Source organism: Sphingobium sp. (assembly GCF_033795625.1).
Lineage (GTDB): Bacteria > Pseudomonadota > Alphaproteobacteria > Sphingomonadales > Sphingomonadaceae > Sphingobium.
Genome location: NZ_JARYGI010000042.1, coordinates 11,824 through 28,806, shown reverse-complemented (window position 1 = coordinate 28,806; position 16,983 = coordinate 11,824). Strand labels below are relative to the sequence as shown.

The window sequence follows — 16,983 nt, the reverse complement described above, 5'->3', positions numbered from 1 at the left end:
CAAACTGGCAAAGGCAGCGCTTCATCAGCCCTCCGCTGCCAAACAGGCGTCAGAACGCGAGGTTGATAGAGGTGCCCCGGTGCACAAAGTTGACGAGATCGGCGTTCACGACAACAGGCTCGCCATCGGCGGTCTAGTGTTGCACATGGCTGTTCATCCAAGCTTCTCATCATCAAAACGCGTCGCCATCGTAGAGACAAGAAATTGGCCATTAGCTACGCCGCCCATTTATCCAGATCAGGGAAAAGCGGCAGAACGGCTGGCACTGCCGGTTCAACAACATTGGCGTCGTAGACCGCGACTGTGACCCACTCGGCGTGCCATTCCAGCACCACACCGCCTTCGTTGAAGCGTACGATGCCAGCTCCATCCCTCGCTACTTCCCAGATGCACTGTAGGCTATCGTCATAGGTGCCGAGCAGCAGTGTGCCGTCGCTGAAACCCAGAAGGGAGCGATCGTCATCGTCATAGGGTACGGTCAAGGTCGTCTCTATGTCCCCCGTTACGCGCAGCCTGACGCTATCGGGGATCGGCTGAACCAGCACACTCATCAGAATCACCTTTCCTACATGAGAACAAAGGCGGAACATGCATGACATGGATGGAGTCGGCAATGGTGATAATCGACGGTTCATTCTTGCTTGGCGTCGCAGCGATTCTGAGCAGCATAGCTACACTCTGGAGAGCAGTGCAGAGCAGTAGGCCAACAAAAAAAGGTGGTTGAAGATAGCCCGCTCATGCACCAGCCGCGAAACCAGAACATGAGCGGGGTTTTGGATCGTCAGGATCGGTCGTTAACGCTGTAGCGCCCGTCGGCATCGCGCCGCCATAGGTAAACGGCCGCGTTGTTGCCCGCCCCTTCCTTCAGCCTGATCGCGATGTGACCACGATGGAAGCCCAAGCGGATCGCCATCCCTATAATCTCCGACTTGGTGACGATGCCACTGCCCATGCATGCCAAAATCAGGGTATCGGCACGACCGTGTCTGTTGACGTCATGCCCGAGCCCTTCCAGCATCTTCCGTAAGCTGCTGATCAGGTCCGTGGACTCCCTTTTTATGATCCTGATGTGGGCGACGGAACGCTTTGGCGCGCCGTTATAGGAAGTCGCGTCCATGATGATTCCTTTCATTGATTCAAAAAAAAATAAGTCGGAGAGAACTGCCCCGCCCACGCACCAGCCGCTAAGCCAGCACACGGACGGGGAAGGCCATTCAGAGCCGTGGAGTTGGGGCACGCCCCTGCATCTTCTTCGCCCCGGCCTCGACGGCGGCCAGAAGCGTGTCATTGGCGAGATGGGAGTACCGCATTGTCGACTTGTGATCGGCATGCCCCAGCACCCTGCCCACGGCGAAAAGGTCGATCCCCGCATTGATCATGAAGCTCGCCGCACTGTGGCGAAGATCATGGATGCGAAGGTCTCCCAGCACCGCTTCTTCCCGCGCCGTCTGCCATGCGTGCTTGATCGTCACGAAAGGCTTCAGCGTTTCAGGATTCGGCAACAGGAAAGGGCAGTCTTTGAACAACGGCACCTTCCCGATCACGTCGATGGCCGACTGGGATAACGGCACATGGCGCGACTTGCCGGTCTTCGATGTCGGGATCAGCCACACCCGCCGCTCAAGACTGATGTGCTTCCATTCCGCATGCAGCAGCTCGGACACCCGCGCGCCAGTGAGGAGCAGGAGCCCAACGATGTATTGTAGTTGCGGGTTACGCGATGATGCAACGGCAACCTGCAGCCGCTTCACTTCGGCGGCGTCGAGGAACCGCTCCCGTGCGTTGTTGATGGCCTTGCGGGGGATGCCCCTTGTGGGGTTCTTGTCGCTGCCCGCCATGCCCCACTGCTTCGCCAATTCGAACGACCGGCCGAAGATGACCCTGATCTTTTCGACGGTAGCAGGAGCGAGACCTTCTTCCGCCTTCTCGGCAAGCCACTGCGCCACTTCCCGCTGTGTGATGTCGGTGAGACGCTGCTTGCCCCACTTCGGCAGGATGTGGCGGCGTACATACATTTCCGTCGTGTCGTAACTGCGCTGATAGGTTTTAGCGTGGGCAAGATGCTGTTCCGCCACTGTCGCGAAGAGCGGGACCGCCTGCTTTTCCTTTTTCGTTGCCGCAGGATCACCGCCAAGGACGACCTGAGAACGGAGACGTTGGGCCTCTTTCCGGGCCTTGTCGAATGTGACGTCGCCGTACGCGGCGATCTTATGCTGGCGCTGGCGACCATGTTCGTCTTGAAAACGCAGATAGAAGGTCTTGCCGCCATTGGGTCGAACTTCCAGGACGAAGCCAGTCGTTGAGGTATCGTAATAGTCTGTCTTGCGTTTGCCGGGCTCGCATTGGGCGATCAGGCAGAACGCGGCATCAAGTTTTATCTTTGGCATTGAGTTTTCCTTCTATTGTTACGATGCTGTAATGATATTTAGCGCAGGGTGCGTGGGGATTGCCGCCGGGGTGTGGTGCAGGGGGCCAGCACGATCATGCCTGCTGCCTTAGGCAGATTGGAAAAGGGCGAAGCCTGAGCGGCAGGACATGCCCGACAGAAGATCCACCGGGCATGCCATCATCTCTCAAGCGGCCAATCGCCGACCTGCCCGGCAAAGGGGGTGAAGAGGGTTATCCCCCTTTCCCACCTTCCGACGGCACCCTGACAACGCGCCACGCTCGCCGTTCGCTGGACTCGCCCGGCCGGATTTCCATGCCGTTCACGATCCGCTGGACATTCTTTTTGAGGAACCAGCCAAGGCTGCTGCGGTTGATGCTGCCTTTGGCCATCCCCGGCAGGTCCTCCAGCGCCTCCGCCAGCTCCGTATTTTCGAGTCCAGCATCTACGAGTTTACGCACGGTGACGGCCTGATCCCCGAACTGACGATCCCACGCTTCCAACAGGTAGCCGAGGGGTTCTAGATAGGGGTCATCCTGCACCTGTTCGACGAGGCTGATCGCTGGATCGGCTTGCCCCAGCCACAGCAGCGGTTGGCGGCAATAATCGCTCCAGAGCCCATCGTAGCTGGCGATGTCCGGAACGTCGGCCCTCGGCTTGCCAGCGGCCATCCACGCTCGCACGATTGTCAGGGCGCTGGATACGAACTTGCCCCTGTCAGCCGCGACCTCTTGGGCCGGTCGACCTTTATAGCTCAGCGTGGCAGGATTTGACGTCTGCGCGTAGAGCCGGATCGTGATGACCCGACGAGACATATCGCCCACTGGGCCGATATTGTTACCCGTCCCCAAGATCAACGAACGGGTGCTCACCGTTGCCGCGCGGCTGACGCCAAGTATCCTCTCGGTGATCGTCTCGGACGTAAGCATGCGGTTCATTACGGCAAAGGGTTTCCAATCCGTTTGCATGTCGTCGAACACAATCGCGGCCGGTCCCTGCAAGAGGGTCGCCAGCATCGACTTGGAGGCCTCCTCGGCGGTCGCCGGATAGCCGACTGTTTGCGCCGATGCAGTCGATCCGAACGGGATGATCGTTCTCGCCAGATAGCTTTTGCCGGTGCCTGGTGTGGAAGCTGTGATGTTGAAGGCAGGAGCGAAAGGCAGACTCGGCCGGACTGTGGCGGTCAAGATGGCCGAAAGAGCAGCGGAGCGGTCAGCTTCTGAGGGGAAATGGAATTCGCCCAGTAGAGCGTTCAAATCCGCCAACGCGTCCACGGCAGCTTCTCTGGTTAGATCGGGAAAGCGGTACTCAGCTGGATTGAACGCCGCGTAAATCCCGGAGACTGGATCGTACCCAGGCTGCATCACTAACACGCCGTCCGACTCCCGAAAGAAAGGCTGACGGGCAAGGCCGTTAAGCACCGGAAGGTGGCGAAATGTACCGGCCTTCAGGACGGACTGGACAACCCGCGTTGGTGGATCGCACCTTACCCACGCCGAGGCCTTGCCGTCCCGCCTTTCCCATAATGCAGCGTCGGACAATGCCGTCTGCAACATCTGCTCATTTACGACTTCCGTTGAAATCTCTCCACTTGTCGGGTCAGTTCGAATGGCCATGATGACGCCACCGGACTGATAGAAATCACCTACGGCCGTCAGTGCAATCTCAGCGGAACGGACGACGCGGTTCAGCTCTCCGCCGATTAGCCGTATGCGGGCTTTGCCTCGTGCCTGATCACGATCAATGCCAACAAAATCGAGAAGCTCGCCCACATGATAGCGATCACCGTGTGAGTGCTGACAGCGGAACCCGCCATAGGCAAAGTCCTCGGTCGGCTCGAAATAGGCTGCCCCCGAATCATCGCCGTCGGTATGCTCTGCCGTCCACGGACAAGTGATGTCATGCTTTCCCGGTTCGATCTGCCGCTTGTACATGCCGCCTTCCTTCAAGGCGGTGATCACAGGATTTTCCACTGGTTGCGGCGTGTAGATATCGTCACCCCGCGCCTCACCTGCTCGTGTGGCGCGCTTTCCTGGTTCGGGGCGGGCAAAAGAAGGTAAAGGCGGGGAAAGGTCGAGCGACAACGCTTCGGCCAAAGAGTCGATCGTGTATACCATGTCCGGGTTCCAGCCGGTCAGGCGGCAACGAAAAGGCAGGCCATTTTTGTCGCGATGCTTGGCCTTGCCATTGATGGCGTAGGGCAACCGCGCCCAGCGAGCGACGCCCTTGGACCCTGGATCGGATAGGCCCGCCGCCACAATAGCGCTTTGCAGGGCGATGACCTTCTGCTGAGCCTCAATCGGCTCCGCAAAACATATACCCCACTGAGAATTGCCGGGGCTTGTCTCAATAGCCCAGGTCGGCGTGAAATCGTCCAGCTTGGCTGGATCAACCTTGGTGCCTACATCATCAAGCAGCAGGAAGTGACACCCGGAAAAGCTATCGGTTCTTGCACGAAGCCTTCCGTCCTCGTCCGGTGTGAAGCTGGAACAGTTGAGATAATTATTATGGTCGGAGGGGCACTGCCTATCGATGTCCACCGCCGCCAGCGCCTCCCAGTTGCCACGCGGTTCACCAGCGATGGAGCAGACGGCCGCGCGAGCTCCATCGTTTCTGTCGCTCATGACGGCAGCGACAAACTCCGCGTTGGAAGGAGGTAAAGGAGGGGATTGAGCTTCACCCCCTTTACCCCCTTGCAGTGGTACCTCACCGGCACCGTCACTCTCCGTGGTCGCATTTACCTCAGCCGCGAGTTCGAGATTTGGCGCAGTTGTGGCAAGAGGCTTAAGTCTTACGCTCCCAATGCCTGAACTGTTTTTATTAGATGCAGGCTCGTCTTCGGAAGAACTTGGCATGTTGTTATTGTCGTACATAGATGAGTCCTATAATAAACTACTTGTAATCGTCGCCTCCGTGAGAATGCGACCGCCTTTTTTGTGTGGCGATCAACCAGATGATGGGTGAAAATAGGTCCGTCAACACCGTCTACTGACACCAATGTCAGCTAAATAGGCGCTTTTCCTTTCCAACGCACTTCCGCGAGGATCAGATTTATTTTGAAGACAAAGCGTCTTCCAGAAGGGAAAATTTTCAGCCTAAGGCTAAAGTGCGTTAAGAAGCGTCAAGTAAAATCTGCTGTCGGACTAAAGTTTCTTTGGAACAGCTTTTTCGCCGCCGACTTTGCGTGAATCATCCCCGCGACCCTGATGCCGAAGGAATGATTCGCAAACTTGGCCGTCGTAAGTTCATCTAGGTTCGGGTTGCCCCTTCCCCGGTGCAGCGCTGTAGGCTTGGCAGAGATTCGCTAAGCGGCTTGTCTCTTCGCCATCCTCCACCAGCAGGACAAAAGCGAAGCCTGAATTGCCGATGCAGTAGACAAGCTCGAACCAGCCGCCATGGTCATGCAGCCAGTCCCAGCCTGGACGAAAGCCCTGTTCGCCGAAGCGGATGCCATCGTTTTCGAGTGGCGAGAAGGCCACTTCCTCCTGCACCATAGCTTCATTGTCTTCGTTCGTGATGACCAGCAGATGCGTTAAGTCAGCCAGCCCGTCCTTAAGGATGCTTCGAATTCGCCCCTTGATGTCTTCCCGCAACGGAAGGGCAAGCGCGTTTTCAATTCTCGTGCGGTCGTAAAGCGAAAGCATGGATGTTCTCCGGACATAAAAAAAGCGCCCCGAAGGACGCTGCGATTGATGATGATGTTGTGGTCAGACGTGTTCGCGGCAGAGTGCCAGCAGCCTTGGGTCGATGCCTTCAGCGTCCGGGATGATCAAGACATGGCCGAAGCCGTCATCTGAAAGGATGATCGGGGCCTCGAAGATCGAGCCGCGTCGCTTGATCCATTCCCATGTCGGCATGGTCTCGACCGTTAAGGAAAGGCGCAGCGTCGCTTCGATGCCCTCCAAGCTGTCTCCCGGCTGGACGATATTGAAGGTGCCAACGTCGGGCAGGTCGCCGTATCCGAACAAGTCGAGGCGGCGGGCTTGCAGCAGGGAGGCTATGTCGGGGTCAGGTGAGCGATCGAGATACTCGTCCAGCTCCGCCCAACTGCGGATAATGTGCATGCGTGTGGCTCCAAAACAGAAAAACCCCCACGGATTGCTCCGCAGGGGCTTGGTTAAAGGGGAAGAAAGAGAGGACTATTTGCTGTATGCAAGATCCAGACAGGGCTTGATGCGGCGAAGGACCTTCTCGCGGCCCCAGAACGTGACCTTGGCGTTCTCCACGCCATCGATCTGTACGGCTGCGCTGACGCCGCCAACGCCACCGCCTCCATCCCAAACCATAAGAACGCGTTGCGCACGATCGGGCTGGCGATAGACATGGGGCATTATCGGTCCATCGACCTCGATCATGCAGCGTTCCAAGTCGTACATGTTCTTGCCGGTGGCGCTGGAGAAGACGGGTTGTGTTTTCATCAGCCCTGCAACATCGGATGCCAATGCCGGAGTGAGAGTAAGGGCCGCAGCAACCAAGGCTGCTGCAATGTGTCGTTTCTGCATGTTAAATCCTTTTGAGTTAGAAGCGCGCCACAACCTTCACGTCGGGTTGCCCGGCGATGCGCAGAGGGATTTCGAAGTAAGTGGTGATGCTTTGACGAGCCTGATTTTTGGCTGTCTCAAATAGCCCCTTGCCTTGGGCCTGTTTGACCATCGCGTCGCGGGCGCTGGCGTAATTCATCTTCCGCAACTGTTCGACCTGTTCATCGCTGAACGTGAGCAAGCCGCCATTGATGGTGGTGGCGTTCTCCGGCTGAAACGCAATGTCGCTCATTTCGAGGGCGGGCAGCTTGACCGTGACGACCTTGGCCCGTTCGTTGAAGCTGACCTGATCGAGCGTCAGTTTCGACAAATCGACATAGTAGTTGACCACAGCCGGAACCATCAGTTCCTGCCTGCCCCCGAAAATCCACCAAAGCCTTCGTTCGGCGACGACCTTGGCAGTGCCCTTGTAGGAAAACACCTGCAGCTTGCTCTCCAGCCGAAGGCTTTCCACCGTAGCGGACAGCACCTTGGTAGTGTCGGTGCGGAAGAAGCCACTGTGTCTGACCTCGCTGTCCAATATCTCCCTTGGCGCAGCCCAGTAACCAACGCCGAAGGCAACGGCCAACAGGATGAACAGGGGCACCTTGCCAGTGCCGCTCATTTTTTGAGCAACTCAATTTTGGGATTAAAAAGAACTTCTTCAAACGAGGGGCCGTTGAAATAGTACCAGCGCGTTTCGTAGCCGGTATATCCTCCATAAGCGTTCTTCGCGTTGATTTCGCAGCGTATGACGTAACCGTATCTTCGAGGCTCCAAGATCGGCTTCACCCCAACGGCTTCCGATAAATCAGTGCATTCGATTTTCGCGCTGTCGAAATCCATCAAGCTAAATTTCAATCTATTTCTGATGCTCTCCACGGCAGCTTCAGGAGAAGGTCTTGGGTAGAGCGGCTTTCCATTGATGTATTGAAGCTGCTCTGTCGGGCGTTCGGCACAGGAAGTGCGGTCTACTTTGCTCTGAACCTCATAGACCCCCGGCGCTGTTTCAAAGGTGACGATCAACGTTGCCCCGGTGCGACGAAGGAATGGAGGGATGGTGCTCGAAGCGCACATAGCTTTTGCCCACGACGTTGCCTTCGTCTTCATCGCTTCTGCGGCCTTCGCTTGGTCGATGCCGGTGGAGGGCCTAAAGCGAATTTCCAAAGAGTGGTCACCGATAACGGTGTCGCTTGCCGTCACTAATCCGTGGTGTTGCCCTTTGATCGTATTAGCGGCTTGCTCGAACGCTTGTTGAACCTCTGGCGGATTCTTTGGGGTTTGCGCTTGGGCAGCGCCAATCAGGGCGGCATGGACAGCCAGTTGCAGGAACAGCTTCCAGTGCAAAGATTTTAAGAACATAGCGATTTTCCATTACGTGAAGGGAACCGGCCCGGTCGGGACGGCTGAACAGACGCTATGGATGTGGCTGATTCATGCTCTTGCCCCCTCATTGGGAGCGACCTTCGGCTTCAACCTTGTGCCACCCCTATGTACCTCTTGGGGCGACGGCCAAAGCCGGATGTTCGAAACCTGACCGTAGGCACAGGCGCATGCGCCTTTACCGGCGAACCGGCTGGACATACGCGCATGCCACCCGGCCTCCAGATTTCTGGTGACCGAGTTTCCTACAGGTTGAGGTTTCGACGCCCCACCCTCCGGCTTTCACGGAAGGCAGGACGCTTTTGGCGTGAGTTCAGGGCAATCGCAATAGCCCTGCGGCTGTTCATATAAGATGGCTGATTTTGCGCGCTCTGCGGCTGCGCAAACGACGCGACCGCTCGTAGAAGTTATCCCACTGGAACCAAGGAATCGATCGCCCTAGTGCCGTTAAGTCAGGTAAGCCACTTGCTGAACTGACTTAACGAAGATCGGCGAACGTGGATGGCCGCTGGAGGCTCTAGCTGATGAAGCAAGCCTAAACCGGCCTATAGATTGGTCAGATTTCTTCGTCTCGTCTCGGAAGCCAGCAGTGCTCAGTCCATGTTCAAATCGTACGGTTCGCCTGCCTGGACCGTTTTCAAGATTGCAAGCATCTCCGCCGAATACTTGTGGAATGTGGACGTGTTGACCTTCTCTGACCGATGGTAACGATTGTCGTTCGCTTTGAGGTCTACGCCCTTCTCCTCTTTGATTTTCTTGAGAAGGGAAACGGCCAACCATGACCCAGTGCCACCAAGTTGAGTCGTCAGTTGAGTGGCACTAAGGGGATATTGGGCGGATGCCGCGCTATAATTGCTAATGTTGGCAATGCCAAAAAGCTTTGCAAAACTATCTGAGTCCTCGACCGCTTGATCCAGCATCTTGAAATCGGCTTCGACTGTCATTGTGGGAATATCGTGGCGCACGAGATTGTAGGATCGCGCGATCAGGGCACGAAGCACCCGGGGGTTCACATCATTCAGGACAGGGTTCGCCGCGAACGCATCGAACACCCATCCGAAGTTCGAGGCTTCGATGAGCTTGACACGGATGCTACGGTCCTCATCCGTCGCGATGACCTTCTCGCGGGCAGGGTTGCTCTCTGGTCCGATGTCAGGATTCCACTCCAGAATGTAGACGTTAGGAATTATCCCGCCTTTTACTGGGAGCGCCTCGTCGATGTCGGAGAGGATCGACTTGATATTGGGATCTGACGCACTGTAGCCGATGAAGAGAAGCGGGTGCTCATTGAAGAAGGTAAGCAGCTTCGCGCTCAAAAATTTCTTCTTTTTGGCGAACTCGTCATAATCGGTTTGGGTGATCACGATGCTGTCGTGATCCTCGATCGATCCGTGTATTTTGTATACCTCGCCCACCGATAGCTGCTGGCCGCGCAGTATCTGCTGGCCGACAATTGGCTCGTGGTCAGGGAATACCAGTTCGATCATCCGGTCATAGTTGGTAGTGATGATGGCGTGCGGCTTGATCTTACATAAAGCCTCAATCTCAGCCTTATGCTCGTTGCTTCCTAGCTCAGCCAAAGTTGATGGCGTCAATCCGCTAAGATACGATGCAACCTTGAATTTTAGGTAGGCTTGGGAATCGACGTTGTCACCGAACATATTGGCAGGGAATTCGTTGCGTCCAGCGTCCCATGCCCATTCTTGATAGAGGCGTGCAAACTCTTCACCGATCTTCATCGGCGTCTTGAGCGATTGTCGATAGAAGCCCAAGCCTTTATCAATCGCTGAACATTGCGTCGACAGGTGCGCAAGAAGCTCGTCCCAGCTAGGGGCGTCCATATAGCGTCGGGGCAGGCCAGAACCGATGAAGAGAATGGGCTGGCATCCCATCGTCTTGACCGTCTCGGTGATGTCTTCACTTATTTCTTCTACGTAGCGCTCAAACCGCGCAGCCTGATCGTCACCCGCCACGATACCCCCCATCAACAATATGGCACTAGCAGCCGTTAGATAACGTTTCTAGTGGTCTCGCTAGAGGCGATCCGTGATCGAACAGTCGGGGTCTTACCCACCTCGTGGGATCCTTGCTCCTGTGGCAGCTTTCACGATTTCGAACTTGAAAACGACAGTTTCCAGTCGACCATTACTGCCAAGGCTGTGCCTCTCTAAGCTACTTTACACAGCTTAATGGCCAATCGGATAATGCCAGCTTGTTAAAGAGGTATAGCGTAGGTCCTTCCCGTTTTCCTACCCAAGCGCCCCAAACAGGACCCAAATCGGTTCCCTTGCCAAAGGCACTTTCGTAGGATGTTCCGGATTTCCCTTCTCAAGGGCTGGTGCCGCTTACAGGACTCGAACCTGTGACCCCCGCATTACGAATGCGATGCTCTACCAACTGAGCTAAAGCGGCATGAGGCTTGCTCGAAGCGGGCGCTTATCAGGACGCGGGCGGGGTTGCAAGTGTGGCGAGGCTCGTTGCGTGTCCCGGCCCATCCAGCGCGCCTCCCCCCCGGGTTTACTTCCTGTTTACCATCCCTGTGCCAGAACCGGGCTGACGCCATAGGCACGCTTTATTGGGACAGGTCGAAATGGATACGCTGCGCGGCCACGATATCGCCGAGGATCTGCAGGACGCCGACTATGCGCCGGACGATCATGCCATCGATGCGCCATCGGGAATAAGCGCCGACGAGCGCCGGATGCACGTGCGGGCGTATAATTACTGGGCGTCGTTGCTGGGCGACCGGATGCTGCCGTCGATCGAGGACCTCAATCCCGAACAGATCGAGGATTTCGGCCCGCACAGTGTCCTCCTGGACTTCAGCAGCGGCATCGAAAACCCTGCCGTCGTCTATCTCGGCACCGAACTGCGCCGGGAATGCGAGATCGTCGGCCCGATCGAGACGATCGGTGACGTGCCCACGCGCTCATTGCTGTCGCGCCTGACGGACCATTATCTTCAGATCATCGCCAACGCCGCGCCCATCGGATTCGAAGCGGAATTCGTCAATCAGCGCGGCGCGGAAATCATGTACCGCGGCATATTGATGCCCTTCTCCTCGGACAAGGAGACCATCGACTTCGTGTACGGCGTCATCAACTGGAAGGAGATGGCCAGCCGCGACCTTACCGATGCACTTGCCGAGGAAGTCGATCGCGCCCTGCGCACGGCACCCAGCCACGCGTCGGCCGCGCCGGTATGGGCGGACGGGCCGTCATTCGTACCCGCCGATACTGCTTCGGACGAAGAGATGCTCCTGCTGCCGGAACTGGAACTGACGGACACGCTGGAATTGACACCCGACGCCTCGCTTGCCGACTGGCTGGCGGTGGCGCGCGACTGCGCCCAGGAGGCGGGTCACAATGATGCCCGCAGCCGAGTGGCCTTGTACCGCGCAATCGGCGTCGCCTACGACTTTGCCCTGGCGAGCAGGGACGCTGGCGAAGACTATGCCGAAATGCTCGCTGAGGCCGGCATAAAGGTTCAGGCGCGCAGCCCCATGACGGCCGTGATCAAGCTCATCTTCGGCGCGGACTACGACAAGACCCGCATCACGGAATTTGCAGGCGCCCTGGAATATGGTCAGGCGCACGGCCTTGCTTCAGGCAGCCTTGCCGCGCATCTTGAGCAGTATCCGGGCGGGTTGAAGGGATTGATCCGCGACGAACGGGCAGCGCGTCGTCCGGAACGCCCCGCTGCCGCCGACCGGAAGCTGGCGACTCGCGAACGCCTGAAGCACGCCCCCGTCCTCGCCAGCGAAGAGATCGCCACAGACGATGATGGCCTCGCCATTCTGGTGGGACGGCGTGAGGCCGATGGGAGCCTGTCGATCGTCGCTGCTTTGTCCGGCAGCGACAAGCTGGCGGCGCAGGTCCTCACGCGCGCTGCAAGCTGATCCCCATCATCTTGTTATTTCCTTACAATAGCTAGAAACATTCTACCCAGATTATAGTTGAGCCTCTTTCGGTACGGGAGCATATAAGCCGCACAGCCGACCATAGCTCAACCAAGAGGTGAGGGAATGACGCGCACTGCGCAGCCGAAGTCAGCCGCTATCGAGGAGGCGCTGCGCGCCGCACTGGCGCAAGGCGCGCTGCCGGACGAGCGCGAAGGGTTCGACGATCGCGCCGTAGCGAAGGCCGCAGCGTTCCTCTCGACCGCTGCGAACAGCCGCAAGCCCGGCACGCCCGCCATTGCCATCGACACCGCAGGCACTGAATCCGGCGCGGACGAGTCCGTGCCCGCCGCCCGCACCATGCGCATCGCCATCGTCAATGACGACATGCCGTTCCTGGTCGATTCGATTGCGAACAGCCTGGCGCAGGCCAATCTCGTCATTCACCGCCTGCTGCATCCCGTATTGGCGGTCAGCCGCGATGCGGACGGCAAGCTTGCCGCGATCCTGCCGCCCGACGCGCCCGGCGCACGGCGGGAGTCGATGATCTATATCGAGGCGGATCGCGCCGACGCCAAAGCGCGCCGCGCCTTGGATCAGGCACTTGAGGACGTGCTGGCACATGTCCGCGCGGCGGTGGCCGACTGGCCCGCCATGCAGCAGGCACTGAGGAACGATGCCGAGACCATACAGGAAGAGGAAGGCGCTGCCCTGCTCCGCTGGTTCCTGTCGCGCCATCTGACGCAGATCGGCCATGAACGCCGCGCCCGCAATGGCGACGCGCTCGTGCAGCTCGGGGTCTGCGCATTGAAGGGGGAAGAGCTGCTCGCCCCCGCCACCATCGAAGCCGCCTTCAGCTGGTTCGAGGAGGGACGCCGCGCGCCTCTCATCATCAAATCGAATCGTACGTCCCGCGTACATCGCAGCGTGCTGGTCGACCTGATCATCGTGCCGGTGCGGGAGGGGAAGGAGATCACCGCCCTCTCGATCCATGCGGGCATGTGGACCAGCGCGGGGCTTTCCGCCACGCCGGACAAGGTGCCGGTGCTGCGTTCCGCGCTGACGGTGCTGATGGAGAAGTTCGGGTTCGACCCCGCCGGCCATGCGGGCAAGGCGCTCGTCCATGCCCTCACCATGCTGCCCCACGACATCCTGATCGGTTTCGAGCGCGAGACACTGGAGCGGCTGGCGCTGACCTTCATGTCACTCGCAGACCGCCCGCGGCCCAAGCTGGCGCTGGCGACAAGTTCGCTGGCGCGTCACCTCTATGCTTTCGTGTGGCTGCCGCGCGACGATCTTTCGACGGCGCGGCGCGTCGCGATCCAGGACATGCTGACGGAGGCGGCAAAGGCTGCGGTGCTGAGCTGGTCCATCGCGCTGGAAGAAGGCGGCCTTGCGCTTTTGCGTATCACGCTCGATTTGCGCGATGGCGGGACCGTGCCCGACACCGAGGCACTGGATCGCGAACTGCAGCGGATGGTGCGCGGCTGGCTCCCGGCTGTCGAAGCATCGATTGCCGAAAGCGAGGAAGCGGGCCGCGCAGCCGCGCTGGCGCAGCGTTATGCCAATGGCTTCCCGATGAACTACCGCAATGGCGCGGGTCCCGCCGAAGCGGCAGTCGACATCCTGCATCTGCATCGCCTGTCGGGCGCGAATGGCCGCAGCGTGCGCCTCTACCGCAACGACGAAGACGGCGCCGCGCGGCTGCGCCTCAAGCTCTACAGCAATGAGCCCGTCGCCCTGTCGGAAGCCGTTCCCGCGCTGGAGAATTTCGGCTTCCGCGCCATCGAGGAAATGAGCACGCCCATCGATCGTGGCAACCTTGGCCATATTCAGCGCTTCGTGCTGGAACTGCCCGGTGGCGATGCCGCTCCGCTGCTGGAACGCGCGGATATCGTGCAGACCGCTATCGCTGCCGTGCTGCAAGGCGCAGCGGAGAACGACCGCTTCAACGAACTGGTGGTGACCGCAGCTCTGGACCCGCAGGCGGTGGTGCTGTTCCGCGCCCTCTATCGCTATCTGCGGCAGACCGGCATGACCTATGGCATGGGCACCGTAGCCGAGACGCTGCGGCGCGAGGCCGACATCGCCCGCGCGCTCGTCCGCCTGTTCTCCGCGCTGCACGATCCGGCCAGTCAGACGACAGCGCTGGCCGAAGCGGCACAGGCCGACATCGAAGCCGGTCTGGACAAGGTTTCCGCTATCGACGAAGACCGCATCCTGCGCCTGCTGCGCGCCGTGATCTCCGCGACGCTGCGCACCAACTTCTTTGCCCCCGCCGCCAAGGAGGCACTGGCGTTCAAGCTCGACAGCGCCAAGGTGCCGGGTCTGCCAGCGCCGCTGCCATGGCGCGAGATCTGGATCTATTCGCCGCGAGTCGAAGGCATCCACTTGCGCGCAGGCCCGGTCGCACGCGGCGGGCTGCGCTGGTCCGACCGCCGCGACGATTTCCGCACCGAAATTCTCGGGCTGATGAAGGCGCAGCGCGTCAAGAACGCCGTCATCGTGCCGACCGGCGCAAAGGGTGGCTTCTACCCCAAGCAATTACCCAATCCGGCCACCGACCGCGACGCGTGGCTCGCCGAAGGCACGGAAAGCTACCGCATCTTCATTCGTTCGCTGCTGTCCGTCACCGACAATCTCGTCAGCGGCAAGGTCAAGCATCCGGCGCATGTCGTGATCCACGATGGCGACGACCCCTATTTCGTCGTCGCGGCGGACAAGGGCACCGCCACATTCTCCGACGTCGCCAACGGCATTGCGCTGGAGCGTAAGTTCTGGCTGGGCGACGCCTTCGCCAGCGGCGGCTCCAACGGTTACGATCATAAGGCGATGGGCATCACCGCGCGCGGCGCGTGGCTGTCGGTGCAGCAGCATTTCGCCGAAATGGGCACGGACGTACAGACCGAGCCATTCACCGTCGTCGGCTGCGGCGACATGTCCGGCGACGTGTTCGGCAACGGCATGCTGCTCAGCAAGGCGATCAAGCTGGTCGCCGCGTTCGATCACCGCCACATCTTCTTCGACCCCAGTCCCGATCCGACGAAAAGCTGGGACGAACGCGCGCGGCTGTTCGCCCTCCCCCGCTCAAGCTGGGACGATTACGACAAGTCGCTGATTTCGGCAGGCGGCGGCGTCTTCCCCCGCTCGATGAAGAGCATCCCCCTCACTCCCGAGATTCAGGCGCTGCTGGGGATCACCGATGCGGAGCTGGACCCGACCACGCTGATCTCGGCCATCCTGCGCAGCCCCGCCGACCTGCTGTGGTTCGGCGGCATCGGTACCTATGTGAAGGCTGCCGCACAAAGCCATGGCGATGTCGGCGATCCGGCGAACGACCGTCTCCGCATCAATGCCGAGGAGCTGAAGGTCAAGGTCGTCGGCGAAGGCGCGAACCTTGGCGTCACGCAGGCCGGGCGCATCGCGTTCGCGCTGCAGGGCGGCCGCATCAACACCGACTTCATCGACAATTCGGCAGGCGTCGATTGTTCGGACAATGAAGTGAACATCAAGATCGCGCTGAACAAGGAAATGGCGGAGAACCGCCTGTCGTTCGAGGATCGCAACGCCCTGCTGGTCCGCATGACCGACGATGTCGCGGCGCTGGTTCTCGAAGACAACCGGCTCCAGGCGCTAGGCCTCTCGATTGCCGAACGTGGCGGCGCGACCAGTCTCGCGAGCTATGTGCGCCTCATCGAGACGTTCGAAAGCAGCGGGCGTCTCGACCGCGCGGTCGAGGGCCTCGCCAGCAACGAGCAACTGCTCCGCCGCGCACAGGACGGCAAGGGACTGACACGCCCCGAACTTGCCGTGCTTCTCTCGACCGCCAAGCTCGCCTTGCAGGATGCCATCGAACATGGCCAGCTCGGGCAGGATCCGGCGATGGACGGCGACCTCGCCGCTGCCTTCCCCACCGAAATGCAGAAGGAGGAAGCCGACGCGATCGTCCACCACCAGCTGCGTGGCGAGATCATCGCGACCAAGCTCGCCAACCGCATCGTCAATCGCCTTGGCCTGATCCATCCCTTCGAACTGGCGGAAGAGGAAGGCTGCTCGCTGGCCGACCTCGCCAGCGCCTTCGTCATTGCCGAGCGGCTGTTCGACGTGCGGCGTCTGTGGGATGATATCGACGCGGCGACGATGACCGAGGACGCCCGCCTTGCGCTGCTGGGCAATGTCGCGTCGGGAATGCGCGCGCAGATTGCCGACATCCTGCGCAGCCTGCCCGCCGGCACCTTACCGCAAGCGGGTGTGGACGCGCTCGCGCCAGGCATCGGCAAGCTGGCTGCCAAGGTCGACGCGCTTCTCACCCATGAAGCGGTTCGCCGCAGCGGCGCCGTGGCGGACAATCTGGCAACCCTCGGCGCGCCCGAAAATCTCGTGGCGCGGGCTTCGGCGCTGTTCAAGCTGGACGGCGCGGTAGGCCTGGCGCGACTCGCGGCAGAGCTGAAGGTGGACGAAATCACGATCACGCAGGCTTTCACGCATCTGGGCGAAGCCGTCGGCATCGACTGGGTGCAGTCCGCCGCCGCGCGGATGGAGCCCAGCGACCCGTGGGAGCGGCTGCTGATCTCGGGAGTGGCCCGCGACATGCAGCAGGTCCGGCTCGACTTCCTCGCTCAGTCGAAGGGCAGTGACGTGGACGGCTTCGTCGACACATGGCTGAATCAGAAAGCGTCGCGTATCACGCAGTTCCGGGCGCTGGTGAAGCGCGCCAAGTCCGCTGCCGTGCCTAATGTCGCCATGCTTGCGGAGATTGCGGGGCAGGCGCGGGGGCTTCTCGGCCGCTGAACGCC

General features: G+C 59.7%; 12 protein-coding genes and 1 tRNA gene. 2 read left to right on the top strand and 11 right to left on the bottom strand.

The window, feature by feature from the left end:
- Nucleotides 1-215: 215 nt before the first annotated feature.
- The 11 genes from QHC67_RS16265 to QHC67_RS16215 all read right to left on the bottom strand — a co-directional run bounded on the left by QHC67_RS16265 (nucleotide 216) and on the right by QHC67_RS16215 (nucleotide 10,701).
- The gene (locus QHC67_RS16265; protein ID WP_319295863.1) at nucleotides 216-551 is read right to left on the bottom strand and encodes a hypothetical protein; all 336 of its coding nucleotides are present in this window, start codon (nucleotides 549-551) and stop codon (nucleotides 216-218) included.
- 230 nt (nucleotides 552-781) lie between these two features.
- On the bottom strand, nucleotides 782-1,117 hold the full coding sequence (locus tag QHC67_RS16260) for a hypothetical protein (RefSeq protein WP_319295861.1): 336 nt from the start codon (nucleotides 1,115-1,117) through the stop codon (nucleotides 782-784).
- Nucleotides 1,118-1,214: 97 nt separating this feature from the next.
- Nucleotides 1,215-2,387, bottom strand: a complete 1,173-nt coding sequence (locus tag QHC67_RS16255) for a tyrosine-type recombinase/integrase (RefSeq protein ID WP_319295860.1) — start codon at nucleotides 2,385-2,387, stop codon at nucleotides 1,215-1,217.
- Nucleotides 2,388-2,619: 232 nt separating this feature from the next.
- Nucleotides 2,620-5,259, bottom strand: coding sequence for a DNA-primase RepB domain-containing protein (locus QHC67_RS16250; protein ID WP_319295858.1), 2,640 nt, complete (start codon nucleotides 5,257-5,259; stop codon nucleotides 2,620-2,622).
- A 372-nt stretch (nucleotides 5,260-5,631) separates the two neighbouring features.
- Nucleotides 5,632-6,030, bottom strand: coding sequence for a hypothetical protein (locus QHC67_RS16245; RefSeq protein WP_319295856.1), 399 nt, complete (start codon nucleotides 6,028-6,030; stop codon nucleotides 5,632-5,634).
- Between the two features lie 63 nt (nucleotides 6,031-6,093).
- On the bottom strand, nucleotides 6,094-6,450 hold the full coding sequence (locus tag QHC67_RS16240) for a hypothetical protein (protein ID WP_319295855.1): 357 nt from the start codon (nucleotides 6,448-6,450) through the stop codon (nucleotides 6,094-6,096).
- 75 nt (nucleotides 6,451-6,525) lie between these two features.
- A complete protein-coding gene (locus QHC67_RS16235) occupies nucleotides 6,526-6,888 on the bottom strand; it encodes a hypothetical protein (protein WP_319295853.1) in 363 nt (120 codons plus the stop codon).
- Between the two features lie 16 nt (nucleotides 6,889-6,904).
- Complete coding sequence (locus QHC67_RS16230; protein ID WP_319295851.1) at nucleotides 6,905-7,531, bottom strand: DUF4230 domain-containing protein; 627 nt, start codon at nucleotides 7,529-7,531, stop codon at nucleotides 6,905-6,907.
- Nucleotides 7,528-8,268: a hypothetical protein gene (locus tag QHC67_RS16225; RefSeq protein ID WP_319295850.1), complete on the bottom strand. Its 741-nt coding sequence runs from the start codon at nucleotides 8,266-8,268 to the stop codon at nucleotides 7,528-7,530. Before QHC67_RS16225 ends, QHC67_RS16230 begins: the two co-directional genes overlap by 4 nt.
- 614 nt (nucleotides 8,269-8,882) lie before the next feature.
- Nucleotides 8,883-10,262, bottom strand: coding sequence for an SIR2 family protein (locus QHC67_RS16220; RefSeq protein ID WP_319295849.1), 1,380 nt, complete (start codon nucleotides 10,260-10,262; stop codon nucleotides 8,883-8,885).
- A gap of 363 nt (nucleotides 10,263-10,625) precedes the next feature.
- Nucleotides 10,626-10,701 (bottom strand) — tRNA-Thr (locus QHC67_RS16215).
- Between the two features lie 178 nt (nucleotides 10,702-10,879).
- Between QHC67_RS16215 and QHC67_RS16210 the strand changes: the two genes are divergently transcribed.
- Together QHC67_RS16210 and QHC67_RS16205 are read left to right on the top strand one after the other, a co-directional pair.
- Nucleotides 10,880-12,187 carry a hypothetical protein gene (locus tag QHC67_RS16210; protein ID WP_319295848.1) on the top strand — a complete coding sequence of 436 codons (1,308 nt, stop codon included), beginning with the start codon at nucleotides 10,880-10,882 and terminating at the stop codon, nucleotides 12,185-12,187.
- A 126-nt stretch (nucleotides 12,188-12,313) separates the two neighbouring features.
- Nucleotides 12,314-16,978, top strand: coding sequence for an NAD-glutamate dehydrogenase (locus QHC67_RS16205; RefSeq protein WP_319295846.1), 4,665 nt, complete (start codon nucleotides 12,314-12,316; stop codon nucleotides 16,976-16,978).
- The last annotated feature ends 5 nt before the right edge of the window (nucleotides 16,979-16,983 follow it).